This is a genomic window from Pseudomonas sp. FP603 (assembly GCF_030687415.1).
GTDB lineage: Bacteria > Pseudomonadota > Gammaproteobacteria > Pseudomonadales > Pseudomonadaceae > Aquipseudomonas > Aquipseudomonas wuhanensis.
In genome coordinates, this window is the sequence record NZ_CP117431.1 from 1,191,957 (window position 1) to 1,211,913 (window position 19,957).

The following is a 19,957-nucleotide window of genomic DNA, read 5'->3' on the forward strand; positions in this document are numbered from 1 at the left end:
GCGCCTTGACGGTGTGGTGGGCGCATTCCTATAGTGTGCGCAAGTGGCGGAAAGTGGCATGAAGTGGGTTTTTTGAGCGTAAAACGCTAATATTTGGAGAAACGCTGACGTGTTTCGCGGAGCTAACGCTATCAGTCTCGATGCAAAGGGCCGTCTCGCTATGCCGAGCCGGTACCGTGACGAGCTGGTTTCGCGTAGTTCCGGTCAATTAATCGTCACCATCGATGCCGTTGATCCGTGTTTGTGTGTTTATCCCCTCGATGAGTGGGAAATTATCGAAACCAAACTGCGCGCACTGCCTTCGCTTCGCGAAGAGAACCGCCGCCTGCAACGTTTACTGATTGGTAATGCCGTCGACCTCGAGCTCGATGGCAGTGGTCGTTTTCTGGTTCCACCGCGTCTTCGCGAATATGCCAAGTTGGATAAGCGCGCAATGTTGGTAGGCCAACTGAACAAGTTCCAATTGTGGGACGAGGATGCCTGGAATGCGGTTTCTGCCGCTGACCTGGCTGCTATTCAACAACCGGGCGCCATGCCTGATGAACTGCGTGATTTGATCCTGTGACTATTGATAGCGGCTTTAACCACATCACCGTACTGCTTGACGAAGCCGTCGAGGCTCTCGCCGTACGTCCTGATGGCTGCTATCTGGACGGTACGTTCGGACGTGGCGGGCACAGTCGGTTGATCCTCAGCCAGCTCGGGCCTGATGGCCGGTTGCTCGGATTCGACAAAGATCCTCAAGCGATTGCCACCGGGCAAACGCTAGCGGCCGAAGACGGCCGCTTTGTCGTTGTGCAGCGCAGCTTTGCCGAGCTCGGTTCGGAAGTTGCCGAACGCGGTCTGGCCGGCAAGGTCAGCGGTGTTCTGCTCGACCTCGGCGTGTCTTCGCCGCAGCTCGACGACCCGGAGCGCGGTTTCAGTTTCCTCAACGACGGTCCGTTGGACATGCGTATGGACCCCTCCCGCGGGATCAGCGCCGCCGAGTTTGTAAACACCGCGCCGGTGGAAGAAATCGCCCGGGTGTTCAAGCAATACGGCGAAGAGCGTTTCTCCGGTCGCATGGCGCGTGCCGTGGCCGAGCGTCGCGACATCAAGCCGTTCGAGCGCACTGGCGATCTGGCTGAAGTGCTGAAAGTCGCCAACCCGGCATGGGAAAAGGGCAAGAACCCGGCCACCCGTGCATTCCAGGGCCTGCGTATTCACGTCAACAACGAACTGGGCGATCTGGAAACCGGCCTCGAAGCCGCGCTGGAATGCCTGGAAGTGGGCGGCCGTCTGGTCGTCATCAGCTTCCACTCGCTGGAAGACCGCATCGTCAAACTGTTCATGCGCAAACTGGTGAAAGGCGAAGCCGACAACCTGCCGCGCAACCTGCCGGTCCGTCACGTCGCTTTCGAACCGAAAATCAAAATCCATGGCAAAGCGCAGTCCGCCTCCGAGGCCGAACTCAAAGCCAACCCACGTTCCCGTAGCGCCATCATGCGTGTCGCGGAGAAGTTGCGGTGAGCAAGCTTTTCGCCAAGCCACTTCCCGGCGGAAGCTTTTTCATGCTGCTGCTGTTTGTCGGCGTGCTTGTGTCGGCCATCGGCGTGTCCTATAGCGCGCACTGGAACCGTCAGTTGCTGAATTCCCTGTACGGCGAATTGAGTGTGCGCGACAAGGCGCAGGCGGAGTGGGGCCGGTTGATTCTCGAGCAGAGCACCTGGACCGCCCATAGCCGTATCGAAGTCCTGGCCACCGAGCAACTGAAGATGCGCATTCCTGGCGCCGCTGAAGTGCAGATGGTGGCGCCATGATGAAACTCGAAGGCGCGCTCTTCCCATGGCGGTTCCGTCTGGTGGTGGGTTTGCTCGGCATCATGGTGGCGGCGATTGCCTGGCGCATCATCGATTTGCAAGTGGTCGACCGTGCCTTCCTTAAAGGTCAGGGCGATGCGCGCAGTGTTCGTCATATTCCGATTCCGGCTCACCGTGGTCTGATCACCGACCGTAACGGCGAGCCGTTGGCCGTGAGTACCCCGGTCACCACCCTGTGGGCCAACGCCAAGGAAATGCAAACGGCCAAAGAGAAGTGGCCGGCACTGGCGGCTGCCTTGGGGCAGGACCCGAAAGCCCTGGCCGAACGTCTCGAAGCCCAGGCCAACAAAGAATTCATTTATCTGGTGCGCGGGCTGACCCCCGAGCAAGGCCAGGCTGTGCTCGATCTGAAAGTGCCGGGCGTTTATGGCATCGAAGAGTTCCGGCGTTTCTACCCGGCCGGTGAAGTCACCGCCCACATGGTCGGTTTTACCGACATCGATGACCACGGACGCGAAGGCGTCGAGCTTGCCTACGACGAATGGCTGGCCGGCGTGCCCGGCAAGCGACAGGTGATCAAGGACCGGCGCGGCCGGCTGATCAAAGATGTCCAGGTCACCAAAAACGCCAAGGCCGGCAAGCCCTTGGCGTTGTCCATTGACCTGCGTCTGCAATACCTGGCCAACCGGGAACTGCGCAACGCGATCATCGAGAACGGCGCCAAGGCTGGCAGCCTGGTGATCATGGACGTGAAGACCGGCGAGATCCTGGCCATGGTCAACCAGCCGACCTACAACCCGAACAACCGTCGCAACCTGCAGCCGGCGATGATGCGTAACCGCGCAATGATCGACGTGTTCGAGCCGGGTTCGACCATGAAAGCGATTTCCATGAGCGCCGCGATTGAAACCGGGCGTTGGAAGCCGACCGATACCGTCGAGGTGTATCCAGGCACCTTGCAGATTGGTAAGTACACCATCAAGGACGTCTCCAAGAGTGAAGGCCCGGTGCTCGACCTGACCGGTATCCTGATCAATTCCAGTAACGTCGGCATGAGTAAGGTCGCGTTCGATATCGGCGGCGAAACGATTTTCCGCCTTGCGCAGAAAGTCGGCCTCGGCCAGGACACCGGCCTCGGCTTCCCGGGCGAGCGCGTCGGCAACCTGCCGAACTACCGCGAATGGCGCAAGGCTGAAACCGCCACGCTGTCCTACGGCTACGGTATTTCCGTGACCGCGATCCAGTTGGTCCACGCCTTCTCGGCCCTGGCCAACAATGGTCGTCTCGCGCCGCTGACCCTGATCAAAACCGACAAGGCGCCGCAAACCACACAGGTATTACCGGAAGCCGTCGCGAAAACCATGCAAACCATGCTGCAACAAGTGATTGAAGCCCCGCGCGGTGTATTCCGAGCGCAGGTGCCGGCGTATCACGTGGGCGGCAAGTCGGGTACCGCGCGTAAAACATCGGTCGGCACCAAGGGCTACGCCGAGAATTCCTACCGCTCGCTGTTCGCCGGCTTCGGCCCGATGAGCGATCCGCGCTACGCAATCGTGGTGGTGATCGACGAGCCGACCAAGGCCGGTTATTTCGGTGGTCTGGTATCGGCGCCGGTGTTCAGCAAAGTGATGTCCGGGACCTTGCGCCTGATGAACATCACCCCGGACAACCTGCCAGCCACTCAACAAGCGAACGCCGCACCGGTCGTTCCGCTGAAAGCTAATGGAGGGCGCGGCTGATGTCGCTGAGCCTGAACAAGATTTTCGCCCACGCCGGCCGCGATCTGTTGATCCGCGAATTGGCGCTGGACAGCCGCAACGTACGAGCAGGCGATCTGTTTCTCGCGGTTCCTGGTGGCAAGTTCGACGGGCGTGCGCACATCGCCGACGCCTTGCAACGCGGCGCTGCTGCCGTGGCTTATGAGGTCGAAGGCGCGACTGTGCTGCCGATCACCGACGTGCCGTTGATTCCGGTCAAAGGCCTGGCGGCGCAATTGTCGGACATCGCCGGGCGCTTTTATGGCGACCCGAGCCGTCATTTGAACCTGATCGGCGTCACCGGCACCAACGGTAAAACCAGCGTGACCCAATTGGTTGCCCAGGCGCTTGACCTGCTCGGTCAGCACTGCGGCATTGTCGGCACCTTGGGCTCCGGTTTCTACGGCGCGCTGGAAAGCGGTCTGCACACCACACCGAACCCGATTGCGGTGCAAGCGACCCTCGCTGACCTGAAAAAGGCCGGCGCCAAAGCCGTGGCCATGGAAGTCTCTTCCCACGGCCTGGATCAGGGCCGCGTGACTGCGTTGGCGTTCGATGTGGCGGTGATGACCAACCTGTCGCGCGATCATCTGGATTACCACGGCACCATGCAGGTCTATGGCGAAACCAAGGCCAAGTTGTTTGCCTGGAATGATCTGAAGTGCCGGGTGGTCAACCTCGACGACGATTTTGGTCGGCAACTGGCGGCTGATGAGGGCGAGTCGCGGCTGATCACTTACAGCCTGGAAGATTCCAGCGCCTACCTGTATTGCCGCGAAGCGCAGTTCGACGACGAAGGCGTGCGCGCCACGCTGGTCACGCCCCAAGGCGAACACCATTTGCGCAGCACCTTGCTCGGCCGTTTCAACCTGAGCAACGTGTTGGCCGCGGTCGGCGCCTTGCTCGGGCTGGACTACGCGCTGGACGAAATTCTCAAAGTGCTGCCGAAACTCGAAGGCCCGGCCGGTCGCATGCAGCGCCTGGGCGGCGGTACTCAGCCGTTGGTGGTGGTCGATTACGCCCACACACCGGATGCGCTGGAAAAAGTCTTGATGGCCCTGCGTCCTCACGCCAAAGGCCGGTTGCTGTGCCTGTTCGGTTGCGGTGGTGATCGCGATCGCGGCAAGCGTCCGTTGATGGCGGAAGTGGTCGAGCGTCTGGCCGATGGCGTACTGGTCACCGATGACAATCCGCGCACCGAAGACCCGGCTGTGATTTTCGACGACATCCGCGCCGGTTTCACCGCTGTGGATAAAGTAGCCTTCGTCGCCGGCCGTGGCCAGGCGATTGCCCAATTGATCGCCAGCGCTTCGGCGGATGACGTGATTGTCCTGGCCGGTAAAGGTCACGAGGACTATCAGGAAATCAACGGCGAGCGCCACGCTTTCTCCGATCTGGTCGAGGCCGATCACGCCCTGACCGCGTGGGAGGTGGCCCATGCTTAAAGCTTTGAAACTGAGCGAACTGACCAGCGCGTTGAATGGCCGTCTGATTGCCAGCGACGCCAGCTTCGACGGCGTCAGCATCGACAGCCGCGCGATCACGCCCGGGCAGCTGTTTATTGCTCTGGCCGGCCCGCGTTTCGATGGCCATGACTACCTCAATGATGTCGCCGCCAAAGGCGCCGTGGGTGCCCTGGTCGAGCGCGAAGTTGCCGACAGCGCATTGCCGCAACTGCTGGTCAAGGACACCCGTCAGGCCCTCGGCCAATTGGGCGCGATAAACCGTGCGGCATTCACTCAGCCGGTTGTGGCCATCACTGGTTCCAGCGGCAAGACCACGGTCAAGGAAATGCTGGCAAGCATCCTGCGCACGCGCGGTCCGGTGCTGGCGACCCGTGGCAACCTGAACAATGACCTCGGCGCTCCGCTGACCCTGCTCGAACTGGCGCCGGAACATACCGCCGCCGTGATCGAACTCGGCGCTTCGCGGCTCGGCGAGATTGCCTACACCGTCGGCATGACCAAGCCCCACGTGGCTGTCATCAACAACGCCGGTACCGCCCACGTCGGTGAGTTCGGCGGGCCGGAAAAAATCGTTGAAGCCAAGGGCGAGATTCTCGAAGGGCTGGATGCCGATGGCGTCGCCGTGCTGAATCTCGACGACAAGGCGTTTGAAATCTGGAAAACCCGAGCCGCCGGTCGCAAAGTGCTGACGTTTGCCCTGAGCAACATCAGCGCCGACTTCTACGCCAGCGATCTGGACCGCGATGCCCGCGGTTGCCCGGCGTTCAATCTGCACAGCCCTGAAGGTGTGGAGCGGGTTCAGTTGAACCTGCTCGGCACCCATAACGTCGCCAATGCGATGGCCGCCGCCGCTGCCGCCCATGCCTTGGGCGTGTCGCTGTTCGGTATCGCCACGGGTCTCGGCGCCGTGCAACCGGTCAAGGGCCGCACCGTCGCGCAACTGGCCAGCAATGGCATGCGCGTGATCGATGACACGTACAACGCAAACCCCACCTCCATGTGCGCCGCCGTTGATATACTCGCCGGCTTTTCCGGTCGCACCGTTTTGGTGCTCGGAGATATCGGCGAGTTGGGCGATTGGGCGGAGCAGGGGCACCGCGATGTGGGCGAGTACGCCCGCGGCAAGGTTTCCGCGCTTTACGCGGTTGGGCCAATGATGACCCATGCCGTGAACGCTTTCGGCGAGCAGGCTTTTCACTTCAGCACACAGGCTGAGCTGATCAAGGCCCTGGAAGCCGAGCAGGACACAAACACCACCATTTTGATCAAGGGCTCGCGCAGCGCCGCGATGGAAAACATCGTCGCCGCTTTGTGCGGGACCCGTCTGGAGAAACATTAATGCTGCTGCTGCTAGCGGAGTATCTGCAACAGTTCTACAAAGGCTTCGCGGTCTTTCAGTACCTGACCCTGCGCGGGATCCTCGGTGTGCTGACCGCGCTGGTCTTGTCACTGTGCTATGGCCCGTGGATGATCCGCACCTTGCAGAACCGTCAGATCGGTCAATCCGTTCGCAATGACGGTCCGCAATCGCACCTGTCCAAGTCGGGCACCCCGACCATGGGCGGCGCGCTGATTCTTTCGTCCATCGGCGTCAGCACCTTGCTCTGGGCCGACCTGGCCAACCGTTATGTTTGGGTCGTGTTGTTGGTGACCCTGCTGTTCGGCGCCATCGGCTGGGTCGACGATTACCGCAAAGTCATCGAGAAAAACTCTCGCGGTCTTCCGAGCCGCTGGAAGTATTTTTGGCAGTCAGTGTTCGGCCTGGGCGCGGCGATCTTCCTTTATATGACTGCCGCGACGCCGGTAGAAACCACCCTGATCCTGCCGATGCTCAAGGACTACAGCATTCCGCTGGGCGCGGGTTTCATTGTCCTGACCTATTTCGTGATTGTCGGCTCGAGCAACGCGGTCAACCTGACCGACGGCCTCGACGGTCTGGCGATCATGCCTACCGTGATGGTCGGCGGCGGCTTGGGGATCTTCTGCTACCTGTCGGGTAACGTGAAATTCGCCGAATACCTGCTGATTCCTTACGTACCGGGCGCAGGTGAGTTGATCGTGTTCTGCGGCGCGTTGATCGGCGCGGGCCTGGGTTTCCTCTGGTTCAACACCTATCCGGCCCAAGTGTTCATGGGCGACGTCGGCGCACTGGCGTTGGGCGCTGCCCTAGGCACCATCGCGGTGATCGTCCGTCAGGAAATCGTCCTGTTCATCATGGGCGGTGTATTCGTGATGGAGACCCTGTCGGTCGTCATTCAGGTTGCCTCCTTTAAGCTGACCGGTCGCCGTGTGTTTCGCATGGCACCGATACACCACCACTTTGAACTCAAGGGCTGGCCCGAGCCACGTGTGATCGTCCGTTTCTGGATCATCACCGTGATTCTGGTACTGGTCGGCCTTGCCACCCTGAAGCTGAGGTAGAACGAGTGTCTCTGATCGCTTCTGACCACTTCCGCATCGTTGTCGGCCTCGGCAAGAGCGGCATGTCCCTGGTTCGCTTCCTGGCGAACCGGGGCGTGTCGTTTGCTGTCGCCGATACGCGGGAAAATCCACCGGAACTGGCCACGCTCAAGCGTGACTATCCGCACGTGGAAGTGCGTTGTGGCGAGCTGGACGTCGAATTCCTGTGCCGTGCCGACGAGCTCTACGTGAGCCCGGGCCTGGCGCTGGCGACCCCGGCCCTGCAGGCTGCCGCCGCCCGTGGCGTGAAGTTGTCCGGCGATATCGAGCTGTTCGCGCGTAACGCGAAGGCGCCGATTGTCGCCATCAGCGGTTCCAACGCAAAAAGCACCGTCACCACCCTGGTCGGCGAGATGGCGGCTGCGGCCGGCAAGCGTGTTGCCGTCGGCGGCAACCTCGGCACGCCGGCGCTGGATTTGCTCGGCGATGACGTCGAGTTGTACGTGATGGAACTGTCGAGCTTCCAGCTCGAAACCACCGATCAACTCAACGCCGAAGTGGCGACCGTACTCAACATCAGTGAAGACCACATGGACCGCTACAGCGGTCTGCCGGCTTATCACTTGGCCAAGCACCGGATCTTCCGCGGCGCCAGGCAGTTTGTGGTTAATCGTCAGGACGCCTTGAGTCGTCCGCTGATGGGTGAAGGTCAGCCTTGCTGGACCTTCGGTTTGAGCAAACCCGATTTCAAGGCCTTTGGTATCCGGGAAGAGGATGGCGAGAAATACCTGGCCTTCGAATTCCAGAACCTGATGCCGGTGCGCGAGCTGAAGATTCGTGGCGCGCATAACCAGTCCAACGCCTTGGCGGCCTTGGCGCTGGGCCACGCCGTGGGGCTGCCGTTCGAGGCGATGCTTTCAAGCCTGCGCACCTTCGCCGGCCTCGAGCATCGCTGCCAATGGGTGCGCGACCTGAACGGCGTGAGCTACTACAACGATTCCAAAGCCACCAACGTCGGCGCCGCACTGGCCGCCATCGAAGGCCTTGGCGCGGACATCGACGGCAAGATCGTGCTGATTGCCGGTGGCGACGGCAAGGGTGCTGAATTCAAGGATTTGCGCGGTCCGGTGGCGGCCAACTGCCGCGCCGTTATTTTGATGGGCCGTGATTCCGACAAGATCGGTGAGGCCATCGGCGATGCCGTACCACTGATTCGCGTGGGTTCGCTGGTTGAAGCCGTCGCGCAATGCCGCGCCATCGCCGAGCCGGGCGACGCGGTGCTGCTGTCCCCAGCCTGCGCCAGTTTCGACATGTTCAAGAACTACGAAGATCGCGGTCACCAGTTTGTCCGCGCCGTGGAGGACTTGGCATGAGCCTCCTGAATATCATCAAGCCGTATCCGTCGCCGATCATCACCGGGCGCGGCATCGACCTCGATTTCCCGATGCTCGCCGGCTGCCTGGCGCTGCTGGGCCTTGGGCTGGTCATGATTGCATCGGCATCGACCGAAGTGGCGGCGGTGCAGTCGGGCAGTGCCCTGTATTACATGATTCGCCACCTGATCTACGTGGTGCTGGGCCTTGGTGCCTGCATCGTCACCATGATGATTCCGATCGCTACCTGGCAACGCCTGGGCTGGCTGATGCTGATTGGTGCGTTCGGGTTGCTGGTGATGGTGATCATCCCCGGGATCGGCCGTGAAGTGAACGGTTCGATGCGCTGGATCGGCTTCAGTTTCTTCAACGTCCAGCCTTCCGAGATTGCCAAGGTATTCGTGGTGATCTACCTCGCCGGTTATCTGGTGCGTCGCCAGAAAGAAGTGCGTGAAAGCTGGATGGGCTTCTTCAAGCCGTTCATCGTTCTGCTGCCGATGGCGGGTCTGTTGCTGATGGAACCGGACTTCGGTGCCACCGTCGTGATGATGGGGGCTGCTGCGGCGATGCTGTTCCTCGGCGGGGTCGGGCTGTTCCGTTTTTCCTTGATGGTTGTCCTGGCTGTCGGTGCGGTGGTGTTGTTGATTCAAATGCAGCCGTATCGAATGGCGCGACTGACCAACTTCGCGGACCCGTGGGCCGACCAGTTCGGTGCTGGCTATCAGTTGTCTCAAGCCTTGATCGCTTTCGGTCGCGGCGAATGGCTGGGCGTTGGCCTGGGCAACAGCGTGCAGAAACAGTTCTACCTGCCGGAAGCCCACACGGACTTCGTGTTCTCGGTCCTGGCCGAAGAACTGGGGGCCGTAGGTTCTTTGTGCACGGTGGCGCTGTTCGTCTTTGTCTGTATTCGGGGCATGTACATCGGTTATTGGGCCGAGAAGGCCAAGCAATTTTTCGCCGCCTATATCGCGTACGGCCTGTCGTTCCTGTGGATTGGTCAGTTTCTGATCAACATTGGCGTGAACGTCGGCCTGCTGCCAACCAAAGGTCTGACTTTGCCATTCCTCAGTTATGGCGGCAGTTCGTTGGTGATCTGCTGTGCCTGTCTTGGCTTGTTGCTACGCATCGAGTGGGAGAGTCGAACCCACTTGGGCAGCGAAGAGATGGAGTTCCATGAGAGCGACTTCGCCGAGGAGCCGACCCATGGGCGCTAACGTATTGATCATGGCCGGCGGCACCGGGGGGCACGTGTTCCCGGCACTGGCCTGCGCTCGAGAGTTCCAGGCCCGTGGTTACACCGTGCATTGGTTGGGCACGCCGCGCGGGATCGAAAACGATCTGGTGCCGGCGGCGGGTATTGAATTGCATCGGATCCACGCCAGCGGTTTGCGCGGCAAGGGCAAATTGTCTCTGCTCAAGGCGCCGATCATGTTGCTCAAGTCGATCTGGCAGGCGCGGGCGATCATTCGCCAGCTGCGGCCGGTCTGCGTGGTCGGCTTCGGTGGTTTTGTGACCGGCCCCGGCGGCGTTGCAGCCAAATTGGCCGGCGTGCCGGTGATCGTTCATGAGCAGAACGCCGTGGCCGGTACCGCCAATCGGTTGCTGGTGCCGTTGGCCGCCCGAGTCTGTGAAGCGTTCCCCGACACCTTTACCCTGTCGAACAGCCGTCGCACCACCGGTAACCCGGTGCGCACCGAGCTGTTCCTCGAAACACCGCGACCTGCCCTGGCCGGTCGCAAGGCGCGTTTGCTGATCCTGGGCGGAAGCCTGGGCGCAGAGCCGTTGAACAAGTTGCTGCCTGAAGCCCTGTCGCAAGTCGCCCCCGACCTGCGCCCGGACGTGTTTCATCAGGCTGGCAAAAACCACGATGAAGTGACTGCAGAGCGCTATCGCGCGGCTGGCGTCGAGGCGCAAGTGCAGCCTTTCATCAAAGACATGGCCCAAGCCTATGGCTGGGCCGACCTGGTGGTGTGCCGCGCAGGCGCGCTGACCATCAGTGAACTGGCGGCTGCCGGTCTGCCCTCGATGCTGGTGCCTTTGCCCCACGCGATCGACGATCACCAGACCCGCAACGCCGATTATTTGGCCCGTGAAGGCGCTGCCTTCCTGATGCCGCAAAGAACGACTGGCGCAGCGGATCTTGCCGCTCGCCTGACAGAGGTCTTGATGCAACCGCAACGACTCAACGACATGGCCAGCGCGGCACGCCGCCTGGCCAAACCCGATGCCACTCGTAACGTGGTCGATACCTGCCTGGAGGTGGCCCATGGTTGAGAACAAGAAAGCCATGCCGCACCCGGAAATGCGCCGCATCCGTCGCATCCACTTCGTCGGTATCGGCGGCGTGGGCATGTGCGGCATCGCCGAAGTGTTGCTGAACCTGGGCTATGAAGTGTCCGGTTCCGACCTGAAAGCATCGCCGGTGACCGAGCGCCTGGAATCCTTCGGTGCCCACATCTATATCGGCCACCGCGCCGAGAACGCCGCGAACGCCGATGTGCTGGTCACCTCCAGCGCTGTGAACACTTCCAACCCGGAAGTCGCCACCGCTCTGGAGCGCCGTATTCCGGTGGTGCCGCGTGCCGAGATGCTGGCCGAACTGATGCGCTACCGCCACGGCATCGCCGTCGCCGGTACCCACGGCAAAACCACCACCACCAGCCTGATCGCTTCGGTGTTCGCGGCCGGTGGCCTGGACCCGACATTCGTGATCGGTGGTCGTTTGAATGCCGCGGGCACCAATGCCCAGCTCGGCACCAGCCGTTACCTGATCGCCGAAGCCGACGAAAGCGATGCCAGCTTCCTGCACTTGCAGCCGCTGGTGGCCGTGGTCACCAACATCGACGCCGACCACATGGCGACCTACGACGGCGACTTCAACAAACTGAAGAAAACCTTCGTCGAGTTCCTGCACAACCTGCCGTTCTACGGTTTGGCGGTGGTGTGCCTGGACGATCCGGTGGTGCGTGAAATCCTCCCGCAGGTGAAACGTCCGACGGTCACTTATGGCTTTGGCGACGATGCCGACGTGCGTGCCATCAATGTGCGTCAGCAGGGCATGCAGACTTTCTTTACCGTGCTGCGCCCTGATCGCGAGCCGCTGGATGTGTCGGTGAACATGCCGGGCAACCACAACGTGCTGAACGCGCTGGCGACCATTTGCATCGCCACCGATGAAGGCGTCAGCGATGAAGCCATCGTCCAGGGCCTGTCCGGGTTCCAGGGTGTCGGTCGTCGCTTCCAGGTGTACGGCGAACTGCCGGTTGAAGGCGGCAACGTAATGCTGGTGGACGACTACGGTCACCACCCGACCGAGGTCGCGGCTGTGATCAAAGCCGTGCGCGGTGGCTGGCCGGAGCGCCGTCTGGTGATGGTTTACCAGCCGCACCGTTACAGCCGCACCCGCGACCTGTACGACGATTTCGTCAATGTACTGGCCGACGCCAACGTGCTGCTGCTGATGGAAGTCTACCCGGCCGGTGAAGAGCCGATTCCGGGCGCTGACAGCCGCAAGCTGTGCAACAGCATTCGCCAGCGCGGTCAGCTCGACCCGATCTACATCGAGCGCGGCATCGACCTCGCACCGATCGTCAAGCCGCTGCTGCGTGCCGGCGACATTCTGTTGTGCCAGGGCGCCGGTGATATCGGCGGTCTCGCACCGAAACTATTGAACAGTCCGTTGTTCGCTGGCGCGGTTGCCGCGCCAAGCGTGGGGAAGTTGAAATGACTGCTGCTTACGCCAACCTCGTCTCCACTATCGCGCCGAAAGACTTCGGCCGTGTCGCCGTGCTGTTCGGCGGCAAGAGTGCCGAGCGTGAGGTCTCCCTGAAGTCGGGTAACGCAGTGCTCGAGGCACTGCAAAGCGCCGGCGTGGACGCGTTCGGTATCGATGTGGGCGACGACTTGCTGCAGCGTCTGCTGAACGAAAAAATCGATCGCGCCTTCATCATCCTCCACGGTCGTGGCGGTGAAGACGGCAGCATGCAAGGCCTGCTCGAATGCGCAGGGATTCCGTACACCGGTAGCGGCATTCTTGCCTCGGCACTGGCCATGGACAAACTGCGCACCAAGCAGGTCTGGCACAGCCTCGGTATTCCGACGCCACGCCATGCGGTACTGAGCTCTGAGGCCGATTGTATTTCGGCGGCCACGGAACTGGGCTTCCCTTTGATCGTCAAACCGGCCCATGAAGGCTCCAGTATCGGGATGGCCAAAGTGACTTCCGCGCCCGAGTTGATCGAGGCGTGGAAAGCGGCCAGTACCTACGATTCGCAAGTGTTGGTCGAGCAATGGATTCAAGGTCCGGAGTTCACCATCGCCACCCTGCGTGACCAGGTGTTGCCTCCAATCGCCCTGGGCACAACCCACAGTTTCTACGACTACGACGCCAAGTACGTGGCTTCCGATACCCAGTACCGGATTCCGTGTGGCCTGGACAGCAATAAAGAAAAAGAACTCATGGACCTCACGGCCAAAGCCTGTGAGGCGCTGGGTATCGCCGGTTGGGGCAGGGCAGACGTGATGCAGGACGCCGACGGGCAGTTCTGGTTCCTGGAAGTCAATACCGCGCCGGGCATGACCGATCACAGTCTGGTTCCGATGGCGGCCCGTGCCGCTGGCCTGGATTTCCAGCAACTGGTTCTGGCGATTCTGGCCGCAAGCGTTGCTGGTAATGCTGCCAGCAACAAAGAGCCGCGAGGTTAAGACCATGCAAGGCGCACAGCTGAGACATCAGCCCTCCGCACCCGGCCGCAAGCCGGTGCCGCGGGGTGCCAGCCGAATGGTGGCCAAAGAGCCGATGTCCGCGCGCCTGCCGAAAGCCAACTTTGGTTTTCTGAAAAGCCTGTTCTGGCCCGTGCTGTTGGTTGCACTGGGGTTCGGCACTTATGAAGGCGCACAGCGTTTGCTGCCGTACGCCGACCGGCCGATCACCAAGATCGCGGTGCAGGGCGACTTGAGTTACATCAGCCAGCAAGCGGTGCAGCAGCGGATCGCCCCCTACGTGGCGTCGAGCTTCTTCACCATCGACCTGGCGGGTATGCGCACCGAGCTTGAACAGATGCCATGGATTGCCCACGCCGAAGTGCGCAGGGTATGGCCGGATCAAGTAGTGATTCGCCTGGAAGAACAGCTGCCGGTGGCCCGTTGGGGCGATGAGTCGCTGTTGAACAATCAGGGGCAGGCGTTCACCCCGCGTGAGCTGGCGAACTACGAACATTTGCCACAGCTGTTCGGCCCGCAGCGGGCCCAGCAGCAAGTGATGCAGCAATACCAGGTGCTGAGCCAGATGCTCAGGCCATTGGGTTTCTCGATTGCACGCCTGGAGTTGCGTGAACGAGGCAGTTGGTTCCTGACCACCGGCGCCGGCAGCGCGGGCCCTGGAATCGAACTGCTGCTGGGACGCGGCAAGCTGGTGGAACGGATGCGCCGCTTCATTGCCATCTATGACAAGACGCTCAAAGAACAGATTACGAACATTGCGCGCATCGATCTGCGCTACGCCAACGGCCTCGCTGTTGGCTGGCGGGAACCTGTAGCGCCCACGACAGCCCAACCCGCTGTCGCGAAGAATTAAGAAGAGGCAGGACCATGGCAAACGTGCAAAGCGGCAAAATGATCGTCGGTCTCGATATCGGCACCTCCAAGGTGGTGGCGCTGGTAGGCGAGGTCTCGGACGACGGCACGCTCGAAATCGTCGGGATCGGTACTCACCCGTCCCGCGGCCTGAAAAAAGGCGTAGTGGTGAACATCGAGTCCACCGTCCAGTCGATCCAGCGCGCTATTGAAGAAGCGCAGCTGATGGCCGGTTGCCGGATCCATTCGGCGTTTGTCGGCGTGGCCGGCAATCACATCCGCAGCCTGAACTCCCACGGCATCGTGGCGATTCGTGATCGCGAAGTCAGTTCCGCCGACCTTGAGCGCGTTCTCGACGCTGCCCAGGCCGTGGCGATCCCGGCTGACCAGCGCGTGCTGCACACCCTGCCGCAGGATTACGTGATCGATAACCAGGAAGGCGTTCGCGAGCCGCTGGGTATGTCCGGCGTGCGTCTGGAAGCCAAGGTTCACGTGGTCACCTGCGCCGTCAACGCCGCACAGAACATTGAAAAATGCGTGCGCCGCTGCGGTCTGGAAATCGACGACATCATTCTCGAGCAGTTGGCCTCGGCCTACTCGGTCCTGACCGACGACGAGAAAGAGCTGGGCGTGTGCCTGGTGGACATCGGCGGCGGCACCACCGACATCGCGATCTTCACCGAAGGCGCGATCCGTCACACCGCAGTGATCCCGATTGCGGGCGATCAGGTGACCAACGACATCGCCATGGCGCTGCGCACCCCGACCCAGTACGCCGAAGAAATCAAGATTCGCTACGCCTGCGCCCTGGCCAAACTGGCCGGTGCCGGTGAAACCATCAAGGTGCCGAGCGTCGGCGACCGTCCACCGCGCGAACTGTCCCGCCAGGCCCTGGCCGAAGTGGTCGAGCCGCGTTACGACGAGCTGTTCACGCTGATCCAGGCCGAACTGCGTCGCAGTGGCTACGAAGACCTGATTCCGGCCGGCATCGTGCTGACTGGCGGTACCTCGAAGATGGAAGGCGCGGTGGAACTGGCCGAAGAGATCTTCCACATGCCGGTTCGCCTGGGCGTGCCCCATGGCGTCAAGGGCCTGGACGACGTAGTCCGCAACCCGATTTATTCCACCGGCGTTGGCCTGTTGATGTACGGCCTGCAGAAACAGTCCGACGGGATTTCGTTCTCGGGCATCGGCAGCCGCGACAGCTACAGCAACGACGAACCGAAAGCCGCTCTGCTCGATCGCATCAAGAGCTGGGTGCAAGGCAATTTTTAAAGCTTTACCGCAACACCGCTTCAAACAGCAGTAGGCGAAAAAACTAGAGAATGTAAGGAGAGGGAAAATGTTCGAACTCGTAGACAACATCCCCGCAAGCCCGGTAATTAAAGTTATCGGTGTTGGCGGTGGCGGCGGCAACGCTGTCAATCACATGGTCAAGAGCAACATTGAAGGCGTTGAATTCATCTGCGCCAACACTGATGCCCAAGCGCTGAAAAGCATCGGCGCGCGGACCATCCTGCAACTGGGCACCGGCGTGACCAAAGGCCTGGGCGCTGGCGCCAACCCTGAAGTAGGTCGTCAGGCCGCTCTCGAAGACCGTGAGCGCATTGCCGAAGTCCTGCAGGGCACCAATATGGTGTTCATCACCACCGGCATGGGCGGTGGTACCGGTACCGGTGCTGCGCCAATCATTGCTGAAGTGGCCAAGGAAATGGGGATCCTCACCGTTGCGGTGGTGACCCGTCCGTTCCCGTTCGAAGGTCGCAAGCGTATGCAGATCGCCGACGAAGGTATTCGTCTGCTGTCTGAAAGCGTCGACTCGTTGATCACCATTCCCAACGAGAAGCTGCTGACCATCCTCGGTAAAGACGCAAGCCTGCTGTCGGCTTTCGCCAAGGCCGACGATGTACTGGCCGGTGCCGTTCGCGGTATCTCCGACATCATCAAGCGTCCGGGCATGATCAACGTCGACTTTGCCGACGTGCGTACCGTGATGAGTGAAATGGGCATGGCGATGATGGGCACTGGCTGCGCCAGCGGTCCGAACCGTGCACGCGAGGCCACCGAAGCGGCCATTCGCAACCCGCTGCTCGAAGACGTGAACCTGCAAGGTGCACGCGGCATCCTGGTGAACATCACCGCCGGTCCTGACCTGTCCCTGGGTGAGTACTCCGACGTGGGTAGCATCATCGAAGCCTTCGCTTCCGAGCACGCAATGGTCAAGGTCGGTACCGTTATCGATCCGGACATGCGCGACGAGCTGCACGTGACTGTTGTTGCTACCGGTTTGGGCGCTAAAATCGAGAAGCCTGTGAAGGTCATCGACAATACCGTCCACACGTCGATGGCTTCCCAGCCACAACAACAAGCCCCTGTTCGTCAGGAACAGCCTGCGGTGAACTACCGTGACCTGGACCGTCCGACCGTCATGCGCAATCAGGCTCAGGCCGGTGCTGCGACTGCCGCGAAGATGAACCCGCAAGATGATCTGGACTACCTGGACATCCCGGCTTTCCTGCGTCGTCAGGCCGATTGATGAAATGTATCAGGGGTATTAGGGTGATTGGTGTTCAGCAAAGGTCTGGTCTGCTATCATCGCCAGCCTTTGTTGATACCAGTTCGCAATTTGCGCTGAAGCGGCCCATGCCATGATAAAACAACGCACCCTGAAGAATATTATCCGTGCCACAGGTGTCGGCCTGCACTCCGGGGAGAAGGTCTACCTGACCCTCAAGCCAGCGCCCGTCGACACCGGCATTGTGTTTTGTCGTGCTGACCTCGACCCTGTGGTGCAGATTCCTGCCCGCGCGGAAAACGTTGGCGAAACCACTATGTCGACCACGCTTGTTAACGGTGACGTCAAAGTGGACACGGTGGAGCACCTGCTCTCGGCCATGGCTGGCCTGGGCATCGATAACGCCTACGTCGAGCTCTCCGCGTCCGAAGTCCCGATCATGGATGGTAGCGCTGGACCCTTCGTATTCCTGATTCAATCGGCCGGCCTGGAAGAGCAGGACGCCGCCAAGAAGTTCATCCGGATCCTGCGGGAAGTGACAGTGGAAGACGGCGACAAGCGCGCCACTTTCGTCCCTTTCGAAGGTTTCAAAGTGAGCTTCGAGATCGATTTCGATCACCCGGTTTTCCGTGACCGCACACAAAGTGCAAGCGTGGATTTTTCCAGCACTTCGTTCGTAAAAGAAGTCAGCCGCGCCCGTACCTTTGGTTTCATGAGTGACATCGAGTACCTGCGCAAGCACAACCTCGCACTCGGCGGCAGCGTTGAAAACGCTATTGTGGTCGACGCGGATGGTGTACTGAACGAAGACGGCCTTCGCTATGAAGATGAATTCGTGAAGCACAAGATCCTCGATGCAATTGGTGACCTCTACCTGCTGGGCAATAGCCTGATTGGTGAGTTCAAGGGCTTCAAGTCCGGACATGCATTGAACAACCAGCTGCTGCGCAAGTTGATTGAGCAGACAGATGCTTGGGAAGTCGTGACTTTCGAAGACGCCAGCACTGCACCGATCTCTTACATGCGTCCTGTTGCGGCCGTGTAAGCAAAAAACCTCTCTAGTTTTTAAAGGCTACCTTCGGGTGGCCTTTTTTTATGACTGCGGGAAAGTACTGGGGTGCCTGTTCTGGCCCCATCGCGGGCAAGCCCGGCTCCCACAGGTTGTGCGGTTGACGCGGAGTCGGGTACGACGCATGACCTGTGGGAGCCGGGCTTGCCCGCGATGGGGCCGGCCGTCACAACGGAAATTTCACTACGTAGCGACCACCCGATTCCGCCCGTTTTCCTTGGCCTGATACAGCGCCTTGTCCGCCGCAAACAGCAACTGCTCCAGGCTGATATCGGACGCCGTCGTCCATGTGCTGATACCGATACTGACAGTAATCGGCGACGCATCACCCCCCACCAACGGCAACTGCTCCACCGCTGTACGGACGTTGTTGGCAATCTGTTGCGCGCCGGCGCTGTCGGTTTCAGCCAGGATCACCGAAAACTCCTCGCCACCGTAACGGGCGACCAGGTCCGCTGGCCGTCGAACATGGGTACTGATTACCTTGGCCACCAAGCGCAAGGCATCATCGCCACCCTGATGGCCATGGCGATCGTTGAACGCCTTGAAGTGATCGATATCGATCATCAGTAGCGACAACGGCTGAGCGGAACGTTGGGCACGAAACCATTCATGATGTAGCGCCTGATCCAGGCTTCGGCGGTTGGCCAAGCCGGTCAAGGGGTCGGTGGCGGCCAGTTGTGACAGTTCCTGCTCTGCACTGTGGCGCCGACGCAGTTCCCGGCAAAGCAACCCGGTCAGCCACAGCAGACTTGCGCACAGGGCAATGGTTGCCGAGCTGACCACCACCGCAGTACGTTTCCAGGCCGCAAAGACCTCATCACTGGACAGCGCAACAATGACGATCAACGGCAGGTTTCCGACCTTGGAGAACGTGTACAGGCGCTTATCCTTGTGGCGGCTGGACAGGCCGGTGAAGCTGCCGTTGCCTTCCTTGACGATGCGTTGGAAATTGGGGCGGCTACTGAAATCCTTGCCGATCAGCTCTTCGGCCAAGCGGGGTTGCTGGGCTAGCAGAATCCCGTCTTTGCTGATCAGATTGACCGTACTGTCGCGACCGATGCTCAAACTGTTGAACAACTGATCGAAGTAACTCAAACGCATGGCGGCTTCGGCCACGCCCAGGAACTCATCCTGGGGGCCGTTCACCCGGCGGCTGAAACTGATACGCCAATCCTGTTCCGGCGACCTGCCTCTGAAGGGGGGGCTGATGAACATGCCCGGGTCCGGGTTGTTGACGTGAGACTGGAAGTATTCGCGGTCGGCGAAGTTGCCCTGCCTGGGCTCCACCGAGGCCGAGTCGGCGATCACGTCGCCCTTGTTGTCGAGCAACAAAATATTGCCTTTATACGGCGCGGCAGTGGCGCGATCGAAATAGGCCAGATGGCGAATGGCTGGAGAAACGCTCTTGAGGTCTTCACGCTGGGAGGCAGCGATCAAACCCAGCAGGGACACATCATAAAGTTCGACATTGCGCAGTACGTCGGCGTCGATCAATTGCACGATATTGTTGGCGGCACGAGCGGCGGACAATTCGGCATTGGCGCGTTCACGGATCAGCAGGAATGCGACGATGCTCAGTATCGCAATCACCAACAACACACTACTGAGAACCAAAAGCCGCTCCGACCGTGTCGAACGGATCGGATCACGGGATTTCGCACTGTTCACACTCATGGTTCTGACTTCTGCAAATAAGGCATTATGAAAGTGCTTTTACAAGAATCGGGCAGAGTCCCAGAAACCGTCGCGCCTATATAAATCCCGGACAAAGAAAAGGCCAGCAAAACATGCTGGCCTTTTGCTAATTGAAGCTTAGAAGACATTCAGAGGGTAGTCGACAATTACCCGGAAACGGTTTGCCGAGGTAATCGTCAGCGCCAGGTGCAGGCCTTCGACACCATCGCGGGCCACGTCCACGGTGTAGCCCTGTTCCGTCAAACCACGGTGCAGATAGTCCGCGTTTTTTCCTCGTCTTCGATAATCAGAACGCGCATGACCCCG

At 60.5% G+C, this 19,957-nt stretch carries 17 protein-coding genes and 1 pseudogene; 16 read left to right on the forward strand and 2 right to left on the reverse strand.

What is annotated here, in order from left to right; genetic code table 11:
• Positions 1 to 109: 109 nt before the first annotated feature.
• The 16 genes from mraZ (at position 110) to lpxC (ending at position 17,929) form a co-directional block, all read left to right on the forward strand.
• Positions 110 to 565, forward strand: a complete 456-nt coding sequence (mraZ, locus tag PSH65_RS05590) for a division/cell wall cluster transcriptional repressor MraZ (RefSeq protein ID WP_003205355.1) — start codon at positions 110 to 112, stop codon at positions 563 to 565.
• Positions 562 to 1,509, forward strand: coding sequence for a 16S rRNA (cytosine(1402)-N(4))-methyltransferase RsmH (gene rsmH, locus PSH65_RS05595; protein WP_370694677.1), 948 nt, complete (start codon positions 562 to 564; stop codon positions 1,507 to 1,509). Before mraZ ends, rsmH begins: the two co-directional genes overlap by 4 nt.
• Positions 1,506 to 1,799, forward strand: a complete 294-nt coding sequence (gene ftsL, locus PSH65_RS05600) for a cell division protein FtsL (protein ID WP_038981628.1) — start codon at positions 1,506 to 1,508, stop codon at positions 1,797 to 1,799. Before rsmH ends, ftsL begins: the two co-directional genes overlap by 4 nt.
• Positions 1,799 to 3,538: a penicillin-binding protein 2 gene (locus tag PSH65_RS05605; protein WP_177319036.1), complete on the forward strand. Its 1,740-nt coding sequence runs from the start codon at positions 1,799 to 1,801 to the stop codon at positions 3,536 to 3,538. Before ftsL ends, PSH65_RS05605 begins: the two co-directional genes overlap by 1 nt.
• A complete protein-coding gene (locus tag PSH65_RS05610; protein WP_305425270.1) occupies positions 3,538 to 5,001 on the forward strand; it encodes a UDP-N-acetylmuramoyl-L-alanyl-D-glutamate--2,6-diaminopimelate ligase in 1,464 nt (487 codons plus the stop codon). The genes PSH65_RS05605 and PSH65_RS05610 overlap by 1 nt, the downstream gene beginning before the upstream one ends.
• The gene (murF, locus tag PSH65_RS05615; protein ID WP_305425271.1) at positions 4,994 to 6,361 is read left to right on the forward strand and encodes a UDP-N-acetylmuramoyl-tripeptide--D-alanyl-D-alanine ligase; all 1,368 of its coding nucleotides are present in this window, start codon (positions 4,994 to 4,996) and stop codon (positions 6,359 to 6,361) included. Before PSH65_RS05610 ends, murF begins: the two co-directional genes overlap by 8 nt.
• The gene (gene mraY, locus PSH65_RS05620; RefSeq protein ID WP_007904350.1) at positions 6,361 to 7,443 is read left to right on the forward strand and encodes a phospho-N-acetylmuramoyl-pentapeptide-transferase; all 1,083 of its coding nucleotides are present in this window, start codon (positions 6,361 to 6,363) and stop codon (positions 7,441 to 7,443) included. Before murF ends, mraY begins: the two co-directional genes overlap by 1 nt.
• 5 nt (positions 7,444 to 7,448) lie before the next feature.
• Entirely contained in the window at positions 7,449 to 8,795 is a 1,347-nt protein-coding gene (murD, locus tag PSH65_RS05625) for a UDP-N-acetylmuramoyl-L-alanine--D-glutamate ligase (RefSeq protein WP_305425272.1), read from the forward strand.
• A complete protein-coding gene (gene ftsW, locus PSH65_RS05630) occupies positions 8,792 to 10,009 on the forward strand; it encodes a putative lipid II flippase FtsW (RefSeq protein ID WP_305425273.1) in 1,218 nt (405 codons plus the stop codon). The genes murD and ftsW overlap by 4 nt, the downstream gene beginning before the upstream one ends.
• A complete protein-coding gene (gene murG, locus PSH65_RS05635; protein WP_305425274.1) occupies positions 9,999 to 11,069 on the forward strand; it encodes an undecaprenyldiphospho-muramoylpentapeptide beta-N-acetylglucosaminyltransferase in 1,071 nt (356 codons plus the stop codon). The genes ftsW and murG overlap by 11 nt, the downstream gene beginning before the upstream one ends.
• A complete protein-coding gene (murC, locus tag PSH65_RS05640; protein ID WP_008005018.1) occupies positions 11,062 to 12,522 on the forward strand; it encodes a UDP-N-acetylmuramate--L-alanine ligase in 1,461 nt (486 codons plus the stop codon). The genes murG and murC overlap by 8 nt, the downstream gene beginning before the upstream one ends.
• A complete protein-coding gene (locus PSH65_RS05645) occupies positions 12,519 to 13,499 on the forward strand; it encodes a D-alanine--D-alanine ligase (protein WP_305425275.1) in 981 nt (326 codons plus the stop codon). Before murC ends, PSH65_RS05645 begins: the two co-directional genes overlap by 4 nt.
• A 4-nt stretch (positions 13,500 to 13,503) precedes the next feature.
• A complete protein-coding gene (locus PSH65_RS05650; protein WP_305425276.1) occupies positions 13,504 to 14,370 on the forward strand; it encodes a cell division protein FtsQ/DivIB in 867 nt (288 codons plus the stop codon).
• A gap of 14 nt (positions 14,371 to 14,384) precedes the next feature.
• Positions 14,385 to 15,644, forward strand: coding sequence for a cell division protein FtsA (gene ftsA, locus PSH65_RS05655; RefSeq protein WP_105347872.1), 1,260 nt, complete (start codon positions 14,385 to 14,387; stop codon positions 15,642 to 15,644).
• Between the two features lie 67 nt (positions 15,645 to 15,711).
• On the forward strand, positions 15,712 to 16,905 hold the full coding sequence (ftsZ, locus tag PSH65_RS05660; protein ID WP_007904318.1) for a cell division protein FtsZ: 1,194 nt from the start codon (positions 15,712 to 15,714) through the stop codon (positions 16,903 to 16,905).
• 112 nt (positions 16,906 to 17,017) lie between these two features.
• Positions 17,018 to 17,929, forward strand: a complete 912-nt coding sequence (gene lpxC, locus PSH65_RS05665) for a UDP-3-O-acyl-N-acetylglucosamine deacetylase (protein WP_007939852.1) — start codon at positions 17,018 to 17,020, stop codon at positions 17,927 to 17,929.
• 207 nt (positions 17,930 to 18,136) lie between these two features.
• Here the strand turns inward: lpxC and PSH65_RS05670 are convergent, their stop codons facing one another.
• Positions 18,137 to 19,630 (reverse strand): sensor domain-containing diguanylate cyclase, encoded by a 1,494-nt coding sequence (locus PSH65_RS05670; protein WP_305425277.1) that lies wholly within the window; start codon positions 19,628 to 19,630, stop codon positions 18,137 to 18,139.
• A 198-nt stretch (positions 19,631 to 19,828) separates the two neighbouring features.
• A pseudogene (locus PSH65_RS05675) lies at positions 19,829 to 19,950 on the reverse strand (DNA-binding response regulator); the annotation flags it as partial.
• Between the last annotated feature and the right edge of the window lie 7 nt (positions 19,951 to 19,957).